Below are 15501 nucleotides of genomic sequence, written 5' to 3' on the forward strand. Positions count from 1 at the left end.
CCGCCGTGCCGCAAATCTAGGTGCCGGCGTTTAAGGGCGCATTAAACATGCGGCTCAATTGCTCTTCACGGGCACGATCTTGCCCTCGATCTTCGGCAGCTCGGCGCTCGCCTCGGGCCGTTCGGCGCCGGCCCGGCGGGCGAGCTCGACCGTGAGCCGTTCGGCCGCCTCCGGCGTCATCAGGCCGAGAATGTCGGACATCTTGCGTGGCGCGATCTGCGAGGCGATCTCGATCAGCACCGACATCTCGAGCCGGTCGAACACCTTGGCGGCGTCCTTCGGCTTCATGCCCTCGTACATCGTGACGATGCTCTTGAAGCGGGCGTTGTCGGCCTCGGTCTTGGCGGCCTGCGCGCCGGAGATGCGGCCCTCGATCGCCTTCATCTCCTCGGTCTTGGACTGGATGCGCTGCTCGGCGGCGCGCAACAGGCTCTCGCGGATGTCGATCTCGCGCGCGCGCGCGTCGAGCTCCTGGCGGCGCGACTGCAGCCGCTCGAGGATCGCCTTCTCCGCCGGCGACACCTGCTGCTGGTTCTCCTCGGGCTTGATCACGACGCCCTCGGGCTTGGTGTCCGGAGCGGCGGGCTTGGGCGCCTCCTCCTTCTTCTCCTTCGGCGCGCCGTGCGTGGAGCCGGTGACGATGTCATTGTCCTCGCGGCCTGGATAGCCGAGGTTCTCCTGAGCCCAGGACCGCTTGGTCGGGTGAGGGTCGTAGTCGAAAACGTAGCCGCCATCGATCACCAGGCCGGCCACCTTCAGGACCGCGAGGCAGGCCACCGCGATCAGGACGACGGGAATGACGCGGATGTTACGAAACGCATTCATGCGGCAAGGCCACCAGTCCTTCGACGTTCGGAGAATGCCTGGGCCGCGGCGGCAACCGCCTTGGCACCGGAGACGCGCACCGGCTCGGTCGTGATCGCCGGCACAGGCGCCGGCGCCGGCTCGGGCGCGGCGTCAGGCGAGGTGATGGGTCGCGCGGCGCTGGCGATGCGCGAGAGACGGCGCACCACGCCGTCGCTCTCGGCGAGCTGCTTGCGCAACTGGTCGGACATCTGCGTCGCGGCGGCGAGCTGATTGCCGAGATTGTCGTTGACGTCGCGCACCGCGAGCTTGAGGCCGCCGATCGCGCGCTCGGCGATCTCGGTCGCGGTGATCAGCTCAGCGATCACGGCCTTGAGCGAATGCTCGTCGGCCTTCAGCCGCTTCAGCCTGGAATTCAGCAGCATGCAATAGCCGATGGTCAGCACCAATAGGACCGCCACCAGGCTTTCGATGATCAATCCGAGGGAGTGGTTCATTGGGCCTCCATCAACTTGTTCTGGCCTTCGGCGCCTTCGAACATCGCAAGCGTCGTATTCGGCTTGCGCAAATTCTTGGTGACACGGATCGCGACGCGGTCTCCGACCCGCCCCATCCGCCCCTCCGTCAGCATGGTGCTGCCGCAGCGGACCGCGACCAGCGCATCGGGACGGATGTCGAGCGGCAGGGTGTCGCCGACCTTCAGCTTCATGAGCTGCTTCAGCGGCACGTCGGCCTCGTAGAGCACGGCGTCGACGGCGATCTCGGCCTTGGTGATCTCGGTGGCGAAGTGGCCTTCCCAGACGGGATCGCGGCCGAACTTCTCACCCATGAACATCTGCAACAGCACCGGCCGGATCGGCTCGATGGTCGCGTAGGGCAGCAGCAGCTCGATGTTGCCGCCGCGGTCTTCCATGTCGATCCGCAGCTTCACCAGGATTGCGGCGTTGGCGGGCCGGCTGATCGCGGCGAAGCGCGGGTTGGTCTCGAGCCGGTCGATGGTGAAGCGCACCGGCGACAGCGGCCGGAACGCCTGCTCGGCATCGCTCAGCACCACCTCGATCAGGCGCTTGACCAGGTTGGTCTCGATCGTCGTGTAGGGGCGGCCCTCGACGCGGAGCTGGGTGTTGCCGCGGCGGCCGCCGAGCAGCACGTCGATGATCGAATAGATCAGGGTCGAGTCGACGGTGGCGAGCCCGAAATTCTCCCACTCCTCCGCCTTGAACACGCTGAGCACGGCGGGCAGCGGGATCGAGTTCATGTAGTCGCCGAAGCGCACCGAGGTGATGCGGTCGAGCGAGACCTCGACGTTGTCGGAGGTGAAGTTGCGCAAGGACGTCGTCATCAGCCGCACCAGGCGGTCGAAGACGATTTCGAGCATCGGCAGACGCTCGTAGGAGACCATCGCCGAATCGATGATCGCGCGAATGCCGGAATGGTCGTCGAGACTGACCTCGCCGGCGGTGAAGCCGAGGAGGTTGTCGATCTCCTCCTGCGACAGCACCCGCTCGCCGCCGTTCTTGGTGGCGCCGAAATCGCGGCTGCCGTCCTCGACCATCGCGGCCCATTGCAGGGCCATCGATTCGGTGAGTTCGTTGGCTGCTGCGGCTTCCGCGGCCTCTGTGGGATCCTCCGAGTCGAGCGAGGCTTCCCATTGCGCGGCTATCGCATCTTGGTCGACTTGATCGTTGCCAGCCATGATCGTTGCGCTTCTTTGCCTTACTGGACCACGATTTCCTTGAACAACACCGCGTTGACCTGGTTGGGCGCCAGCGCGACGTTGACCCGCTTGGTGAGCTCCTCCTTGAGCCGGAACAGGCCCGCCGAGCCGTTGAGGTCGCTCGGCCGGAGCTCGCGCAAATACGTCTGGAAGATGTCGGTGACGCGCGGAAGCGTCGGCTTGATCGTCTCGACCTGCTTCTCCTCCTTCACCTCGAGCACGATCTTCACCTTCAGATATTGGACGCGGTCACCGGGATTGCCGACCAGGTTGACGAGAAGGTCCGGCACCTCGACGAAGGCCGGTGGCTTCGGCGGCGGCGCCGCCTCGGCGTGATGCTCGTCGTTCTTGTGGCTGAAGAAGAAGAAATAGGCCGCGCCGCCGACGCCGAGCAGCGCGAGCGCGCCGACGACCATGATGATCAGCTTGAGCTTGCTCTTCGGCGAGCCTGCTTGCTCCTCGCCTTCGCCTGCTCCGGCTTCGTTCTCGGCCATAGCTTTCGGATCCTTCCGGAAAATCGAGCCGATGCCGCCAGAAAGCTTAATGACGCGAAACCAACGCTCCCAGCGCATCTGCGCTTTGTTGAGGGAACGCTACGGTAACAATGGTTAACGGAAGCTTTCTTTTGCCGAGGCGGTGGGAAAAACTTGCCGGGCAATTATGGTTAGCGAGACGTTATTGCCGGGTGTTGTGATCCCGTACTGAAATCTAAACCATTGATTTATCGATAGTTTCAGAGTTGGCACGGCTTTCGCTGTACCCCTTGCGAACCCGCCGGCTTGGGAGAGCTGAACGGTTCTGGAAGACCCGGTCGAGACCGCCTTGGGAGAGGTGCCGCGAACGGGATTCGTTAAGAGGGGAGATCGACCGGTGGAGAATGCGCTTCTCATCGGATTGTCGCGGCAGATGGTGCTGGAGCGACAACTCGACGTCGTTGCCAACAACGTCGCCAACGTCAACACCAACGGCTTCAAGGCCGATCAGCAGCTGTTCGAGGAGTATCTCTCCTCCGGCGCGCATGAGGACAATTTTCCGGTAGCCGGCCGCAGGGTGTCCTATGTGCAGGACCGCGGCACCTATCGCGACTTCTCGCAGGGCTCGATGCAGCGCACCGGCAACGCGCTCGACGTCGCCGTCACGGGCGACGGCTTCCTGACGGTGCAGACCGCGGCCGGCGAGCGCTACACCCGCGATGGCAATCTGCACATGAACAACCTCGGCCAGCTCGTCACCGCCGCCGGTGACCTGGTGCTCGGCACCGGCGGTCCGATCGTGTTCCAGCAGACCGACCACGACATCAACATCTCGCCCGACGGCACCGTGACGGTGGTCGAGGGCCTCAACCGCACCGACTCGATCCGCGGCAAGCTGCGCATCGTCAACTTCGCCGATCCGCAGGCCGCGCAGAAGCAGGGCAACAACCTCTACGCCGCCGCCGCCGGCGCCACCGCGCAGCAGGACACCAAGTCGACCGTGCAGCAGGGCTACATCGAGAAGTCGAACGTCAGCGCGGTCGGCGAGATGAGCAAGATGGTCGAAGTGATGCGTGCCTACACCCAGGTCGCCAACATGCTGCAGGTCCAGAGCGACCTGCGCAAGAACGCGATCGAGAAACTCGCCGACGTTCCGGCCTGACAGATCTTGAAGGAGACGTGACATGCAGGCGCTTCACACCGCTGCGACCGGAATGGCGGCACAGGAACTCAACGTTCAGGTGATCTCCAACAACATCGCCAACCTCCGCACCACCGGCTTCAAGAAGCAGACGGTGGCGTTCCAGGACCTGATCTACGAGCACATGCGCCGCGTCGGCGCGCAGTCGTCGGACCAGGGCACGATCCTGCCCGTCGGCATCGACATCGGCGGCGGCGTCAAGACCGTCGGCACGCCGCGCTCGATGACCCAGGGCACGCTGTCGCAGACCGGCAACGACCTCGACCTCGCGATCTCGGGCGAGGGCTTCTTCAAGGTGCTGATGCCCGACGGCACCTTCCAGTACACCCGCGACGGCACCTTCCAGATGGACAATCAGGGCCGCATCGTCACCGCCCAGGGCAACCCGGTGCAGCCGACCATCACGATCCCGCAGAACGCCTCGGGCATCACGGTCAACGCGCAGGGCCAGGTCTCGGTGACGCTGCCGGGCTCGACCACCTCGAACATCATCGGCCAGCTCCAGATCACGCGCTTCATCAACAAGGCCGGCCTGCAGCCGGTCGGCAACAACCAGTTCACCGACACCCCCTCCTCCGGGCCGCCGCAGGACGGCGTCGCCAACCAGGACGGTCTCGGCAGCATCACCCAGGGCAGCCTGGAGCAGGCCAATGTCGACGTCGTCAGCGAGATGAGCGAGCTGATCGCCGCGCAGCGCGCCTACGAGATGAACGCGAAGGTCATCTCGGCCGCGGACCAGATGCTGCAGTCGACCACGGCGCTGTTCCGCTGAGGTTCGAAGGGAGATCACCGTCATGACCCGTACCGTCCGTCCCTTCCTTCTTGCGGCTGCCCTGCTCGCCTCGACTGCGCTCTCGGCGCTGGCCGGCGAGGCCGACGACCAGATCAAGGCGCCCGTGCTGCGCTCCACCGTGAACGTCACCGGCGACATCGTTCGCGTCGGCGACCTGATCGACAATGCGGGCGTCGCGGCCAACATCGCCGTCTACCGCGCGCCCGACCTCGGCACCACCGGCGTGCTGCCGGCCGCGCAGGTGATCGCGACCCTGCGCACCCACCAGGTGATCGGCGTCGAGGTCCGCGACATCAAGGAGGTCGCGGTCACGCGGCTGGCGCGCGCCGTCGATGCCAAGGAGATCGGCGCGGCGGTGGCCCAGGCGCTCGATCACCGCAACGGCCTTGGCGATGCCGCGAACCTCAGCATCAGCTTCGACCAGCCGGTGCAGGACCTCAAATTCGAGGCGTCGATGTCGGGCACGCTGGCGCCGACCAGCGTCCGGTTCGACCCACGCAGCGGCCGCTTCGACATCACCTTGGAGCTCGGCCAGGCCAATGGCGCTGGTACGACCAAGCTGCGCTACACCGGCACGGCGATCGAGACCGTCGAGGCCGTGGTGCTGACCCGCAACATCGATCGCAACGAGATGATCCGCTCCGGCGACCTGCAGACCGAGCGACGGCCGCGTGCCGAGCTCGGCGGCGGCGAACCCGCCTCGCGCGAGCTCGCGGTGGGCATGCAGATGCGCCGCCCGGCGCGCGCGGGCCAGGCGCTCAAGACCACCGACCTCGCCAAGCCCGACCTCGTGCAGCGCGACCAGGCGGTCACGCTGATCTTCCAGACCGCAGGCATCTATCTCACCACGCGCGGCAAGGCGCTGGAGTCGGGCACCGAAGGCGATGTCGTCAGCGTGCTCAATCTGCAGTCCAAGCGCACCGTGACCGGCCGCGTCTCGGGTCGCGGCCAGGTCTCCGTCGACATCGCCGTCGCCAAGCCGGCGCAGACCTCCGAAGCGGACATCGCCGCGCCCGTGGCCGTCGCCAGCCGCCTTCCCACCTCCGCCACCCCGAAAGCCGAGTAAGTTTCATGTCGAAGTTCAAGTTTGATGATCGGGGCGCATCGAGCCTGCGCCGGGTCGCGCTGATCTCGGTCTCCTTCGCGGTGCTGTCGATCGCCGGCGGATGCTCCTCGATCGACCGTCTCAGCCAGATCGGCGAGCGGCCGAAGCTGACGGAGATCGACAATCCGACCACGCAGCCGGGCTACAAGCCGGTGCAGATGCCGATGCCGAAGCCCGAGACCGTGTCCTACGCGCCGAACTCGCTGTGGCGTAACGGCTCGCGCGCCTTCTTCAAGGACCAGCGCGCCCGTCAGGTCGGCGACCTCCTGACCGTCACGGTCAGCATCTCCGACAAGGCCAATTTCGCCAACGAAACCCAGCGCAGCCGCACCAACAAGGAGGATTCGGGCATCACCGACTTCATCGGCGCGAAGACGCTCGGCGTGCAGGCGCAGAAGGTGCTGCCCGGCCGCATCCTGACCGCCGACGGCACCTCGTCCTCCGACGGCAAGGGCACCATCCAGCGGTCGGAGTCCCTGACCACCAGCGTCGCCGCGGTCGTGACCCAGGTGCTGCCGAACGGCAACCTCGTCGTCGAAGGCAAGCAGGAGATCCGGGTCAACTACGAGATCCGCGAGCTGATCGTGGCCGGCATCGTCCGCCCCGAGGACATCCAGAGCGACAACACCATCGACTCCACCAAGATCGCCCAGGCCCGCATCTCCTACGGCGGCCGCGGCCAGATCACCGACATCCAGCAGCCGCGCTACGGCCAGCAGGTCATGGACATCCTGCTGCCGTTCTGAGGCAAACCTCAGCATCAAGGACCGGACGGAGCGCCGCCCGGTCGCACTGGAAGCCGCCCATGCGATGACCTCGCAAGGCGCAAATCGAAACGAGGACCAGGACACACGACCGAAATCCCTCCCCAGGCGGGAGGGTCGGACAAGGGATTGGCCGAGCGCGATATGGGTCATGGCGCATGACCCCGCAGCCGCCGCCCTTCTCTGAAAACGAGCTCCCACATTGCCCAATGCGAACCTAGGCGCGGCGGGTGATGTATACGCGGCCTCCGGTAGCTCCCCTGCCGGAGGCCGTGTTCGTTTTAGTTGTCACACCCGAGCTGATGGACGCCAGCTCAAAGCGTTCCAGCGCCACCTCGGCTCACACGAACGCGGCCTCGACCACGCCGAGGCCGTCCAGCTCCATCCGTACCCGGTCGCCCGCGCCCAGCCAGATCGTCTTGACCAGGCTGCCGGTCAGGACGAGCTGCCCGGCCTCGAGCCCGTCACCACCCGCGGCGAGATGATTAGCAAGCCAGGCCAGCGCATGGACCGGATGTCCCAGCACATCCGCGCCTGTGCCCTCGCCGACCAGGGTGCCGTTGACGATGGCACGGCCCTGCACAGCGGCCAGGTCCGCCACGGCAGCGCGTGGGAGCGCCGGGCCGAGGACACAGCCGGCAGCAAAGAAATCGTCGGCGACCAGCGTCGGCGCTCCCAGCGTCTGCCATTGCACATAACGGTCGTCGACGATCTCGATCGCCGCATGACAGTCGCCGATCGCCTCGATGACCCGATCCATGGTGAACGGCGCGTCCAACGGCGGCAGGTCGTGCTCGAGTCGCACGGCGATCTCGCATTCGACGCCCACGCGGACGAAGTCGGCCGTGCGCAGTTCGACACCTGTCTGGTGAATACCGGACGCGAACACTCCGCCGGAACAGGGATGCGGAATGCCAAGATAGTCCTGCATCACCTTGCTGGTGCAGCCGATCTTGTAGCCGGCGAAGTCACCGGCCTGCTCGGCGAGCAGCCAATGGACTTCGCGCTGGATCTCATAGCCGGCCGCTTCATCCTTCGGCTGAAGCTGAGGCGGCAGAGCCCCCAGGGGCGCCCGCTGCTTGCGGGCATCCACGATCAGTCGCGCAGCGGCAAGGATCTCGTCTGCTCCCATGGCCCTTCAACTCCCCTGGCCCGCGGCCCGAACCGGCATCGCAGGATCTATGGTGAACGGATTGTTTATAAACGAGTTTTGGACTCCCATCTCAGCTTCATCAACAATTTGAGACGGCGCGGCCGCGGCGCAAGCGGCTCGTTCAACCGATTTCACGTTTCACGATACCGAGTTCGAGCAGACTTTCCGCAGTGGCGACGATCGCGTCCTCGTTGGAGCGTGGACTCCAGCCGAGCAGACGCCGCGCCTTGTCGGCGCTCGCCTCGCAATAACGCCCAAGCAGCGGCTGCACGGCGCGTAGCTGCGGCACCACCCCGCCGAGCAGGCGCGCCAGCCAGTCAGGCAGCTCATGCCGTGGCACCCGTCGCCCGCCGACGCCCATCCGCGCGCGCAGGACTTGCGCGATTTCCAGTAGCGAGACGCTCCGGCCCGCCATCGCCAGGAAGCGCTCGCCGTTGGCGGCCGGGTCTGTCATCGCCCGCAGATGCAGGTCGGCGACATCGCGCACGTCGACGAGGCCAAAGCTGATGCGAGGCACGGCGGGGGCCTGGCCGGCCAGCAGCGCCTGCACCATCGCGATGGAGGTCGAGAAATCCGGGCCCAGGACAGGGCCGAGCACGGCGACCGGATTGATCGCTGCAAGCTCCAGCGCGCCGCCCTCGCGGGCGATGAACTCCCAGGCCGCGCGCTCGGCGAGGGTCTTGGACTTCGGATAGGGTTGAATGCCCGGACCATCGAGCCGGCTCCAGTCGGTCTCGTCGAACGGCCGGCGCCGCCCCTCGTGGCCGTAGCCGATCGCGGCGAAGGAAGAGGTCACCACCACGCGCCTGACACCGGCATCGCGCGCCGCCCGCAGCACCCGCAAGGTGCCCTCGCGGGCCGGCACGATGAGCTCATCCTCATCCTTGGGCACGGAGGCCGGCAGTGGCGAGGCGACATGCAGAACATAGTTGCACCCATCGACCGCCGCCGCCCAGCCCTCGTCCGAGGTGAGATCTGCGGCATGAAACGACAGCGGCCCGGTGTCGGTCGCACCGCCGCGCCGGAGCATTGTCAAAACCTCGCTTCGCCGATCGGGACTGCGCAAGGTCGCGCGGACACGGTGACCCGCGGCCAGCAGCTGCAGGATCGCATGCGCCCCGATGAAGCCGGAGCCGCCGGTAACCAGAACCTCGCTCATCAGAATTGCGTTCTCCGGGCAGGACTCCTGGGCGCAAGGATGGCAGTGCGCGATGGCAAGGCCATGTCGGGACCCGCTGCGCTTCGCGCGCCGGCGCTCAGCTCGCTTCCGTTGCGGCCACCGAACTCTCGCCAGGCGTCCTGAGCCAGGGCAGCTCGAACTGGCAGGTCAGCCCGCTCTCGGCAAACGTCCGCTGCAGATGCCTGACGGTGCGGGTCAGCAGCCGGCTGCCGAAGCCGACCACCGGCGGCTCTGTTGCCGGCGGGCCGCCGCTCTCCTGCCAACGGACATGCAGCGCGTCCTGCGCCAGCGACCAGCTGACATCGACGTGACCGTTGGGCGTGGTAAGCGCGCCGTATTTGCTGGCGTTGCAGGCCATCTCGTGGATGACGAGCGCCAGCTGCGTCGTCAGCTCGACCGGGACCAGGACGGCGGGGCCGCTGGTCGCGAGCTGATCCGGTGTGCCGGCGAACGGCGCGACCTGGCTCCTGATGAGCGCGGCGAGATCGGCGCCCTGCCAGTCGTTCTCGGCGAGGCTGGTGTGCACCGTCGCTAGCGCATGCAGGCGCGAGGTGAAATCGCGGACCTTGGCGTCGTGGCGCGGCAGCAGCTGATGCGCCAGCGACTGCACCACGGCGAGGCTGTTCTTGACGCGATGGGCGAGCTCATGCACCAGCAGCTCGCGCTTGCGATCGGCTTCCTTCGCGGCCGTGACGTCGATGTTCACGCCGATCATGTACGGATCGCCGCCGCCCTCGCCGCCCAGCATGCGGGCGCGCGCCTCGATCCACCGGATCGAGCCGTCGGGCAGCGGCACCCGCCATTCCGAATCGAGCTCCCCGGTGATCAGCGCCTGCTTGTTGTCCCGGTCGGCACGCGCCTGATCCTCGGGATGCACCAGCGCCAGCCAAGCGTCATAGGTCCCGGGGAACGTGCCCGGCGCAAGACCATAGAGCTCTTCGATCTCATCGGACCAGTGGCTGGCGCCGGATCTGCCGTCCCAGGTAAAGGTGCCAAGCCGTCCGTATTTCGCGGCGAGCTTGAGCTGCCCGGCCGTGCGCGACGCATCGTCCCTGGCCTGGGCGAGCATCCCGAAATTCTCCTGGATGACGCGTGCACTCTCCGCCTGCGCCCTTTCGGCCGCAGCCAGTCGGGCGTTGAGCGCCCGGACCTCCGGGGGATCGGCGGGCGCGGCCTCACCGGGGATGGCGCTCTTGACGGCGATGCTTTCGAGCGGCCGGGCGATGCTTCGGCCGATGCCGGCCGCCAGCAGCAGCGCCAAGGCACAGATCGTCGTCGCCACGATGGTCGCGGTCCGGACCGTCGAGGAGATCGCCTGGGCGAAGGCCGCCTGCTTGATGCCGACCCCGACCGTCCAGTCGCTCAGTTGGGGACGCGCATTGGCGTTGATGACCCGATCGCCCTCGATCGACGGAAACTCCGCAATCCCCTCGGTCTTGGCCGTCGCCCGCCAGCCGGCCGACGCCGGCTGCCCGGTCGTGGTCGCGTTCTTCGGGATGCGCGAAACGTAGCGGCCCTGGCCGTCCATGATGCCGACCAGCCAGTCGGCCGGCAGCTGCTGCTGGGCCAGCAGCCGGGTGTAGCTCGCGGCCGGCATGGCAATCGAAAGGCAGCGGAACGGCTTGCCGTCCTTGAAGACGGGGACATCGACGGTCGCCACCCACGCGCCGGAGTTGGGGCCGGTAAAGATGTCCGAGATCGACGGCCGCCCCGACTGAAACGCCCGCTCCTGCGAGCGCCGGCCCTCGGGAGTGCGCTCGCCGAGCGGCTTGCCCGGCGTTGCGATGGTGTTGAGCAGCAGCCGGCCGCTGGCGTCGGACACGATGATCCAGCCTTCGCCGCTGACCGCACCGACACGGCGCGCCTCTGCCTCGAAGCTGCTGAGATCGGCAGCGCTGAGATCAGGCGACTTCGCCAGCACCTCCGCGAGCGCGATGTAGCGCCGCAGTTCGGCGTCGACGGCACCGGAGATCGTTTGCGCGGCATAGGACAGGCCGCGCCGGATCGAGGCGTCGGCAGATTGCGCCATCGACACGATGACATAGGCGATCAGCCCGACGCAGGGCAGGAACAGAATGCCGGCCAGCAGAAGGAGGCGTCCCTTGATGCTCAGGACGCCGTAGGAACGCTGCATCGTTGCCAGCGCGCCTCTGGCTATGTTCGGCTCGCCCATGATTCCCCGCGGCGTTCCGAGATGGAACCGCAGATAATTCAGCAGACGCCGAAAAGTTCCGGATGTTTGGAGAACTAAAGGCGCTTGCGTTCGCTCCCGCACAGCCTGTGCGGACCGCACGAACGCGTCTCGGCCGTCAACACTGCGGCCGCACCCGGCAAGCGGCCGCAATCCCTGCTCGTTCAGGTCAGCGTCGCGATCTACTCGTCGCGATAGACCTTTTCACGCTTCTCGTGGCGTTCCTGCGCCTCCACCGACAGCGTCGCGATGGGACGGGCCTCGAGCCGCTTCAGCGAAATCGGCTCGCCGGTCTCCTCGCAATAGCCGTAGGTGTTGTCCTCGATACGCTGGAGCGCCGCGTCGATCTTGGAGATCAGCTTGCGCTGGCGGTCACGGGCGCGAAGCTCGATCGCCCGGTCGGTCTCCGACGACGCGCGGTCGGCGAGGTCCGGATGGTTCACGTTCTCCTCCTGCAGAGCCTGCAGGGTGAGCTTCGATTCGCGCAGGATCTCCTCCTTCCATGCCAGCAGCTTGGCGCGGAAATAGTCGCGCTGGCGTTCGTTCATGAAAGGCTCTTTTTCGGAAGGTTTGTAGTTCTTCAACTTTTCCAAGGTCAGCCCATCTGTACGTGCTGGCGCCGGTTTCGGCACCGGCGGACGGAATACGCCCGTTCGCGGCCGCGTTATATAGCGGCCTCATGTGACAGACAATATTTCCATCGGCACGGGCGCCCCGCCGTTCGGGCCGTTGCACAGGCAAATTCGACCCCGGCCGGCGGGACGCCGTGGATGGCCTCAGTAACCGACCGTGAAACGGGCCCGCCGGTGCGCCGGACGCTCGATTTCGTCGGCCATCGCGACCGCGAAGTCCTCGAAGGTGATGAAACTCTTGCCGTCGGCATCGACCAGCAGCTGGTCCGTTCCGAGCCGGAACTTGCCGGTCCGGGCGCCGAAATCGATCATTGCCGAGGGCGACAGGAAGGTCCAGTCGAGCTCCTTTTCCTGGCGCAGACGGTCGAGGAACGCGGCGCCCTTCACCGCTTCGGCCTTGTAGGCGGCCGGAAAGCCGGGCGTCGTCACCAGCCGCACACCCGGCGCGACCTCGAGCGAGCCGGCACCACCGACCACGAGGTAACGCGATACGCCGGAGTCCTTGGCGGCTCCGATCAGGGTCTCGACATCGCTGACCAGGAAATGGATCGCGCTGATCGCGACATCATGGCCGGCCCACAGTTTCGCCAGCGCGGCGCGGTCGTTGGCATCGCCCTGCACCGCCGTGACGTTGGCGCGCTTCTCGATCTTGTCCGGGTTGCGGGCGATGCCGGTGACCTGGTGGCCGCGGCTGGCCAGCTCGGCGGTGATACGGGATCCGGCACGGCCGGACGCGCCGGCGACGGCGATCTTCATGGGGCAGCTCCTATGTTCGAGATCACGAGGTCGGATCCGAGACTGGACGCAGCCACCTCGGTATCCGATAGTGACTAGATAGCCGAACGAATGCTGGTGTTAAGAGCGCACTTTAAGATCACCTGGTCACGCCGGAGTAACCGATGAGAGCCGCGAACGTCTACGCCGCCGACTGCCCGACCCGCCAGATCCTGGATCGCGTCGGCGACAAATGGGCCGTGCTGATCCTGATCCTGCTGCGCAACGAACCGTTGCGCTTCAATCAGTTGCGGCGGACGATCGAAGGCATTTCGCAGAAGATGCTGTCCCAGGTTCTGAAGAGCCTGGAGCGCGACGGCCTGGTGCGGCGGCGCGCGATCGCGACCGTTCCGGTCACGGTCGAATATTCGATCACGCCGCTCGGGCTGACGCTCGCCGCTGCGGTCGATCCGCTGCGCGACTGGGCCGAGCGCCATCTCAAGGAGGTCACCGCGGCGCAGCGCCGCTACGACGCGCAGCAGCCGTCGAAGGCGGCTTGAACGCGCGCGATGCGTCTCAGCCCCGCCCGGCCTTGGCGAGCTCGACCTCGACGCGCAGCTCGATCTCCGAGAGGATCGCATCCAGTCCCGGGTCGCCCGAGGTCTGCTTCAGGTCGGCCGCGGCATCGCGCAGCCGCAGCGCCATCGCGGTGTCGAGCTTGCCGGACAGCAGCGACAGCTTGAGATCATCGAGCACGTCGAGCGCGCGCTTGCCGCGCTGGACCGAGCGCTTGCGGCGCTCCGCCGGCTCCTCCTCGATGCCCTGCAACGCCAGCAGCGCATCGATGTTCGCAGTCTGCTTCGGCGCGAGCGTCGCGCGCGTGTCCTGCGTGGTGCCGGCATCAGGCAGCCTGAAGCCGCCGGACGAGGTCTTCCGCGTCGCGCTCGTCGACGAGCCCAGCGTCGTGCCTTTCGGTCCGTAGATGCGCATCGATGGCTCCCGCAAGCTTCCGCCTCTCGACGGGGAGATTGGCTCCGTCGTGGTTAACGGTGCGTAAACGGCCCGGCAAATTCTGCCGGGGCGGCAGCTTCGTTCCCCCGGCGCGCCCCGGGATCGCAACAAGGCTCGCGATTGATTTCACACTCTTTCAAGGAGTTAGCCCGGAGCATCGCCCTGGCACGGCGCTCGCATAGTTGAACGTCGATCATGCGGTCATGGGAGTGGCCGAGTGATCACTTGAAGAGTTCGAGGGGAGCATAGGATGCGACGCGTCCGAACTACGCGCCTGTTTCAGGTCGCCTGCGCCGCCGTGCTGGCGCTGGCATCTACCGTCATGTCTGCGAATGCGACCTCGCGGATCAAGGATCTCGCCAATATCGAGGGCGTGCGCCAGAACCAGCTGATCGGCTACGGCCTCGTGGTCGGCCTCAACGGCACCGGCGATACGCTGAACAACATCCCGTTCACCAAGCAGTCGCTGCAGGCGATGCTCGAGCGCATGGGTGTCAACATCCGCGGCGCCACCATCCGCACCGGCAACGTCGCCGCAGTCATGGTCACCGGAAACCTGCCGCCATTCGCCACGCAAGGCACGCGCATGGACGTGACGGTCTCCGCGCTCGGCGACGCCAAGAACCTGCAGGGCGGCACCCTGCTCGTCACCCCGCTGCTCGGCGCCGACGGCAACGTCTATGCGGTGGCGCAGGGCTCGCTCGCGATCTCCGGCTTCCAGGCCGAGGGCGAGGCCGCCAAGATCGTGCGCGGCGTGCCGACCGTCGGCCGCATCGCCAACGGCGCCATCATCGAGCGTGAGATCGAGTTTGCGCTGAACCGGCTGCCGAACGTACGGCTTGCCCTGCGCAACGCCGACTTCACCACCGCCAAGCGCATCGCCGCCGCGATCAACGATTTCCTCGGCGTCAAGACCGCCGAGCCGATCGACCCGTCGACGGTGCAACTGAGCGTCCCGGCGGAGTTCAAGGGCAACGTCGTCGCCTTCCTGACCGAGATCGAGCAGTTGCAGGTCGATCCTGACCTTGCCGCCAAGATCGTCATCGACGAGCGCTCCGGCATCATCGTGATGGGCCGCGACGTGCGCGTGGCGACCGTCGCGGTGGCGCAGGGCAACCTCACCGTCACGATCTCCGAAAGTCCGCAGGTCAGCCAGCCCAACCCGCTGTCCCGCGGCCGCACCGTGGTCACGCCGCGCACCAGCGTCGGCGTCACCGAGGAAGGCAAGAAGTTCGCGGTCGTCAAGGACGGCGTGTCCTTGCAGCAGCTGGTCGACGGCCTCAACGGCCTGGGCATCGGTCCCCGCGACCTGATCAGCATCCTCCAGGCCATCAAGGCGGCCGGCGCGATCGAAGCCGACATCGAGGTGATGTGATGGCGACGTCCTTCATCGACTCCTATCATGGCCGCGTCGCCCTCAGCATGCCGACGGCGGCGGCGGTCACCGCGCCGCGCACCGATCTCGATCTCGCCGAGGCGCTGACCAAGGTCTCGCCCAAGGCGCAGGCCAGGGCCAAGGCGACGGCGACCGACTTCGAAGCGATGTTCCTCAACAGCATGTTCTCGCAGATGACCAGCGGCGTGAAGGGCGAAGGTCCGTTCGGCGACACGCCGGGCACGGGCGTCTGGCGCTCGATGCTGACGGAGCAATATTCCAAGAACTTCGCCAAGGCCGGCGGCGTCGGCATCTCAAACGACGTCTTCCGCACTCTCATCCTGCAACAGGCCGGCAGCAGCTCCGGCGCCAACGGCAAAGCGTAGAT

The 15501-nt window shown here is 66.6% G+C and carries 17 protein-coding genes; 7 read left to right on the forward strand and 10 right to left on the reverse strand.

Going from position 1 to position 15501, the window contains the following annotated elements:
- Window positions 1-54: 54 nt before the first annotated feature.
- Genes ACQR1F_RS19250 through fliL form a run of 4 tightly spaced genes read right to left on the reverse strand, consistent with a single transcriptional unit; the run spans window position 55 to window position 3015 of the window.
- Window positions 55-825 carry a flagellar protein FlbB gene (locus tag ACQR1F_RS19250; protein WP_315804291.1) on the reverse strand — a complete coding sequence of 257 codons (771 nt, stop codon included), beginning with the start codon at window positions 823-825 and terminating at the stop codon, window positions 55-57.
- Entirely contained in the window at window positions 822-1301 is a 480-nt protein-coding gene (locus ACQR1F_RS19255) for a DUF6468 domain-containing protein (RefSeq protein WP_315804292.1), read from the reverse strand. The genes ACQR1F_RS19250 and ACQR1F_RS19255 overlap by 4 nt, the downstream gene beginning before the upstream one ends.
- A complete protein-coding gene (gene fliM / locus ACQR1F_RS19260) occupies window positions 1298-2500 on the reverse strand; it encodes a flagellar motor switch protein FliM (RefSeq protein WP_315804293.1) in 1203 nt (400 codons plus the stop codon). The genes ACQR1F_RS19255 and fliM overlap by 4 nt, the downstream gene beginning before the upstream one ends.
- A gap of 20 nt (window positions 2501-2520) precedes the next feature.
- On the reverse strand, window positions 2521-3015 hold the full coding sequence (fliL, locus tag ACQR1F_RS19265) for a flagellar basal body-associated protein FliL (protein ID WP_315804294.1): 495 nt from the start codon (window positions 3013-3015) through the stop codon (window positions 2521-2523).
- A gap of 376 nt (window positions 3016-3391) precedes the next feature.
- On the opposite strand from fliL, the gene flgF reads away from it, so the two are divergent.
- From flgF to flgH, 4 genes are read left to right on the forward strand one after another with little or no spacing between them, the layout of a single operon-like run.
- Window positions 3392-4156 carry a flagellar basal-body rod protein FlgF gene (gene flgF, locus ACQR1F_RS19270; protein WP_316180437.1) on the forward strand — a complete coding sequence of 255 codons (765 nt, stop codon included), beginning with the start codon at window positions 3392-3394 and terminating at the stop codon, window positions 4154-4156.
- A gap of 22 nt (window positions 4157-4178) precedes the next feature.
- Window positions 4179-4967, forward strand: coding sequence for a flagellar basal-body rod protein FlgG (flgG, locus tag ACQR1F_RS19275; RefSeq protein ID WP_315804296.1), 789 nt, complete (start codon window positions 4179-4181; stop codon window positions 4965-4967).
- A 22-nt stretch (window positions 4968-4989) separates the two neighbouring features.
- Complete coding sequence (flgA, locus tag ACQR1F_RS19280; protein WP_316180435.1) at window positions 4990-6054, forward strand: flagellar basal body P-ring formation chaperone FlgA; 1065 nt, start codon at window positions 4990-4992, stop codon at window positions 6052-6054.
- A gap of 5 nt (window positions 6055-6059) precedes the next feature.
- The gene (flgH, locus tag ACQR1F_RS19285; RefSeq protein WP_315804298.1) at window positions 6060-6839 is read left to right on the forward strand and encodes a flagellar basal body L-ring protein FlgH; all 780 of its coding nucleotides are present in this window, start codon (window positions 6060-6062) and stop codon (window positions 6837-6839) included.
- Window positions 6840-7197: 358 nt separating this feature from the next.
- On the opposite strand, the gene ACQR1F_RS19290 is transcribed toward flgH, so the two are convergent.
- The 5 genes from ACQR1F_RS19290 to ACQR1F_RS19310 all read right to left on the reverse strand — a co-directional run bounded on the left by ACQR1F_RS19290 (window position 7198) and on the right by ACQR1F_RS19310 (window position 12769).
- Window positions 7198-7989 (reverse strand): 2-keto-4-pentenoate hydratase, encoded by a 792-nt coding sequence (locus tag ACQR1F_RS19290; protein WP_316218147.1) that lies wholly within the window; start codon window positions 7987-7989, stop codon window positions 7198-7200.
- 142 nt (window positions 7990-8131) lie between these two features.
- Window positions 8132-9169 carry an SDR family oxidoreductase gene (locus tag ACQR1F_RS19295; RefSeq protein WP_434913656.1) on the reverse strand — a complete coding sequence of 346 codons (1038 nt, stop codon included), beginning with the start codon at window positions 9167-9169 and terminating at the stop codon, window positions 8132-8134.
- A 97-nt stretch (window positions 9170-9266) separates the two neighbouring features.
- A complete protein-coding gene (locus tag ACQR1F_RS19300) occupies window positions 9267-11324 on the reverse strand; it encodes a sensor histidine kinase (protein ID WP_434913657.1) in 2058 nt (685 codons plus the stop codon).
- Window positions 11325-11563: 239 nt separating this feature from the next.
- Window positions 11564-11929 carry an RNA polymerase-binding protein DksA gene (gene dksA, locus ACQR1F_RS19305; protein WP_170323279.1) on the reverse strand — a complete coding sequence of 122 codons (366 nt, stop codon included), beginning with the start codon at window positions 11927-11929 and terminating at the stop codon, window positions 11564-11566.
- A 228-nt stretch (window positions 11930-12157) separates the two neighbouring features.
- Complete coding sequence (locus ACQR1F_RS19310; RefSeq protein ID WP_434837863.1) at window positions 12158-12769, reverse strand: NAD(P)-dependent oxidoreductase; 612 nt, start codon at window positions 12767-12769, stop codon at window positions 12158-12160.
- Between the two features lie 143 nt (window positions 12770-12912).
- On the opposite strand from ACQR1F_RS19310, the gene ACQR1F_RS19315 reads away from it, so the two are divergent.
- Window positions 12913-13287: a winged helix-turn-helix transcriptional regulator gene (locus ACQR1F_RS19315; RefSeq protein WP_315804303.1), complete on the forward strand. Its 375-nt coding sequence runs from the start codon at window positions 12913-12915 to the stop codon at window positions 13285-13287.
- A 16-nt stretch (window positions 13288-13303) separates the two neighbouring features.
- Here the strand turns inward: ACQR1F_RS19315 and ACQR1F_RS19320 are convergent, their stop codons facing one another.
- Window positions 13304-13717, reverse strand: coding sequence for a flagellar assembly protein FliX (locus ACQR1F_RS19320; RefSeq protein ID WP_434913658.1), 414 nt, complete (start codon window positions 13715-13717; stop codon window positions 13304-13306).
- A gap of 271 nt (window positions 13718-13988) precedes the next feature.
- On the opposite strand from ACQR1F_RS19320, the gene ACQR1F_RS19325 reads away from it, so the two are divergent.
- Window positions 13989-15113 carry a flagellar basal body P-ring protein FlgI gene (locus ACQR1F_RS19325; protein WP_315738786.1) on the forward strand — a complete coding sequence of 375 codons (1125 nt, stop codon included), beginning with the start codon at window positions 13989-13991 and terminating at the stop codon, window positions 15111-15113.
- Window positions 15113-15499, forward strand: a complete 387-nt coding sequence (gene flgJ, locus ACQR1F_RS19330; protein WP_316180420.1) for a flagellar assembly peptidoglycan hydrolase FlgJ — start codon at window positions 15113-15115, stop codon at window positions 15497-15499. Before ACQR1F_RS19325 ends, flgJ begins: the two co-directional genes overlap by 1 nt.
- Window positions 15500-15501: the final 2 nt, after the last annotated feature.

Source organism: Bradyrhizobium sp. HKCCYLS3013 (genome assembly GCF_051167615.1).
Classification (GTDB): domain Bacteria; phylum Pseudomonadota; class Alphaproteobacteria; order Rhizobiales; family Xanthobacteraceae; genus Bradyrhizobium.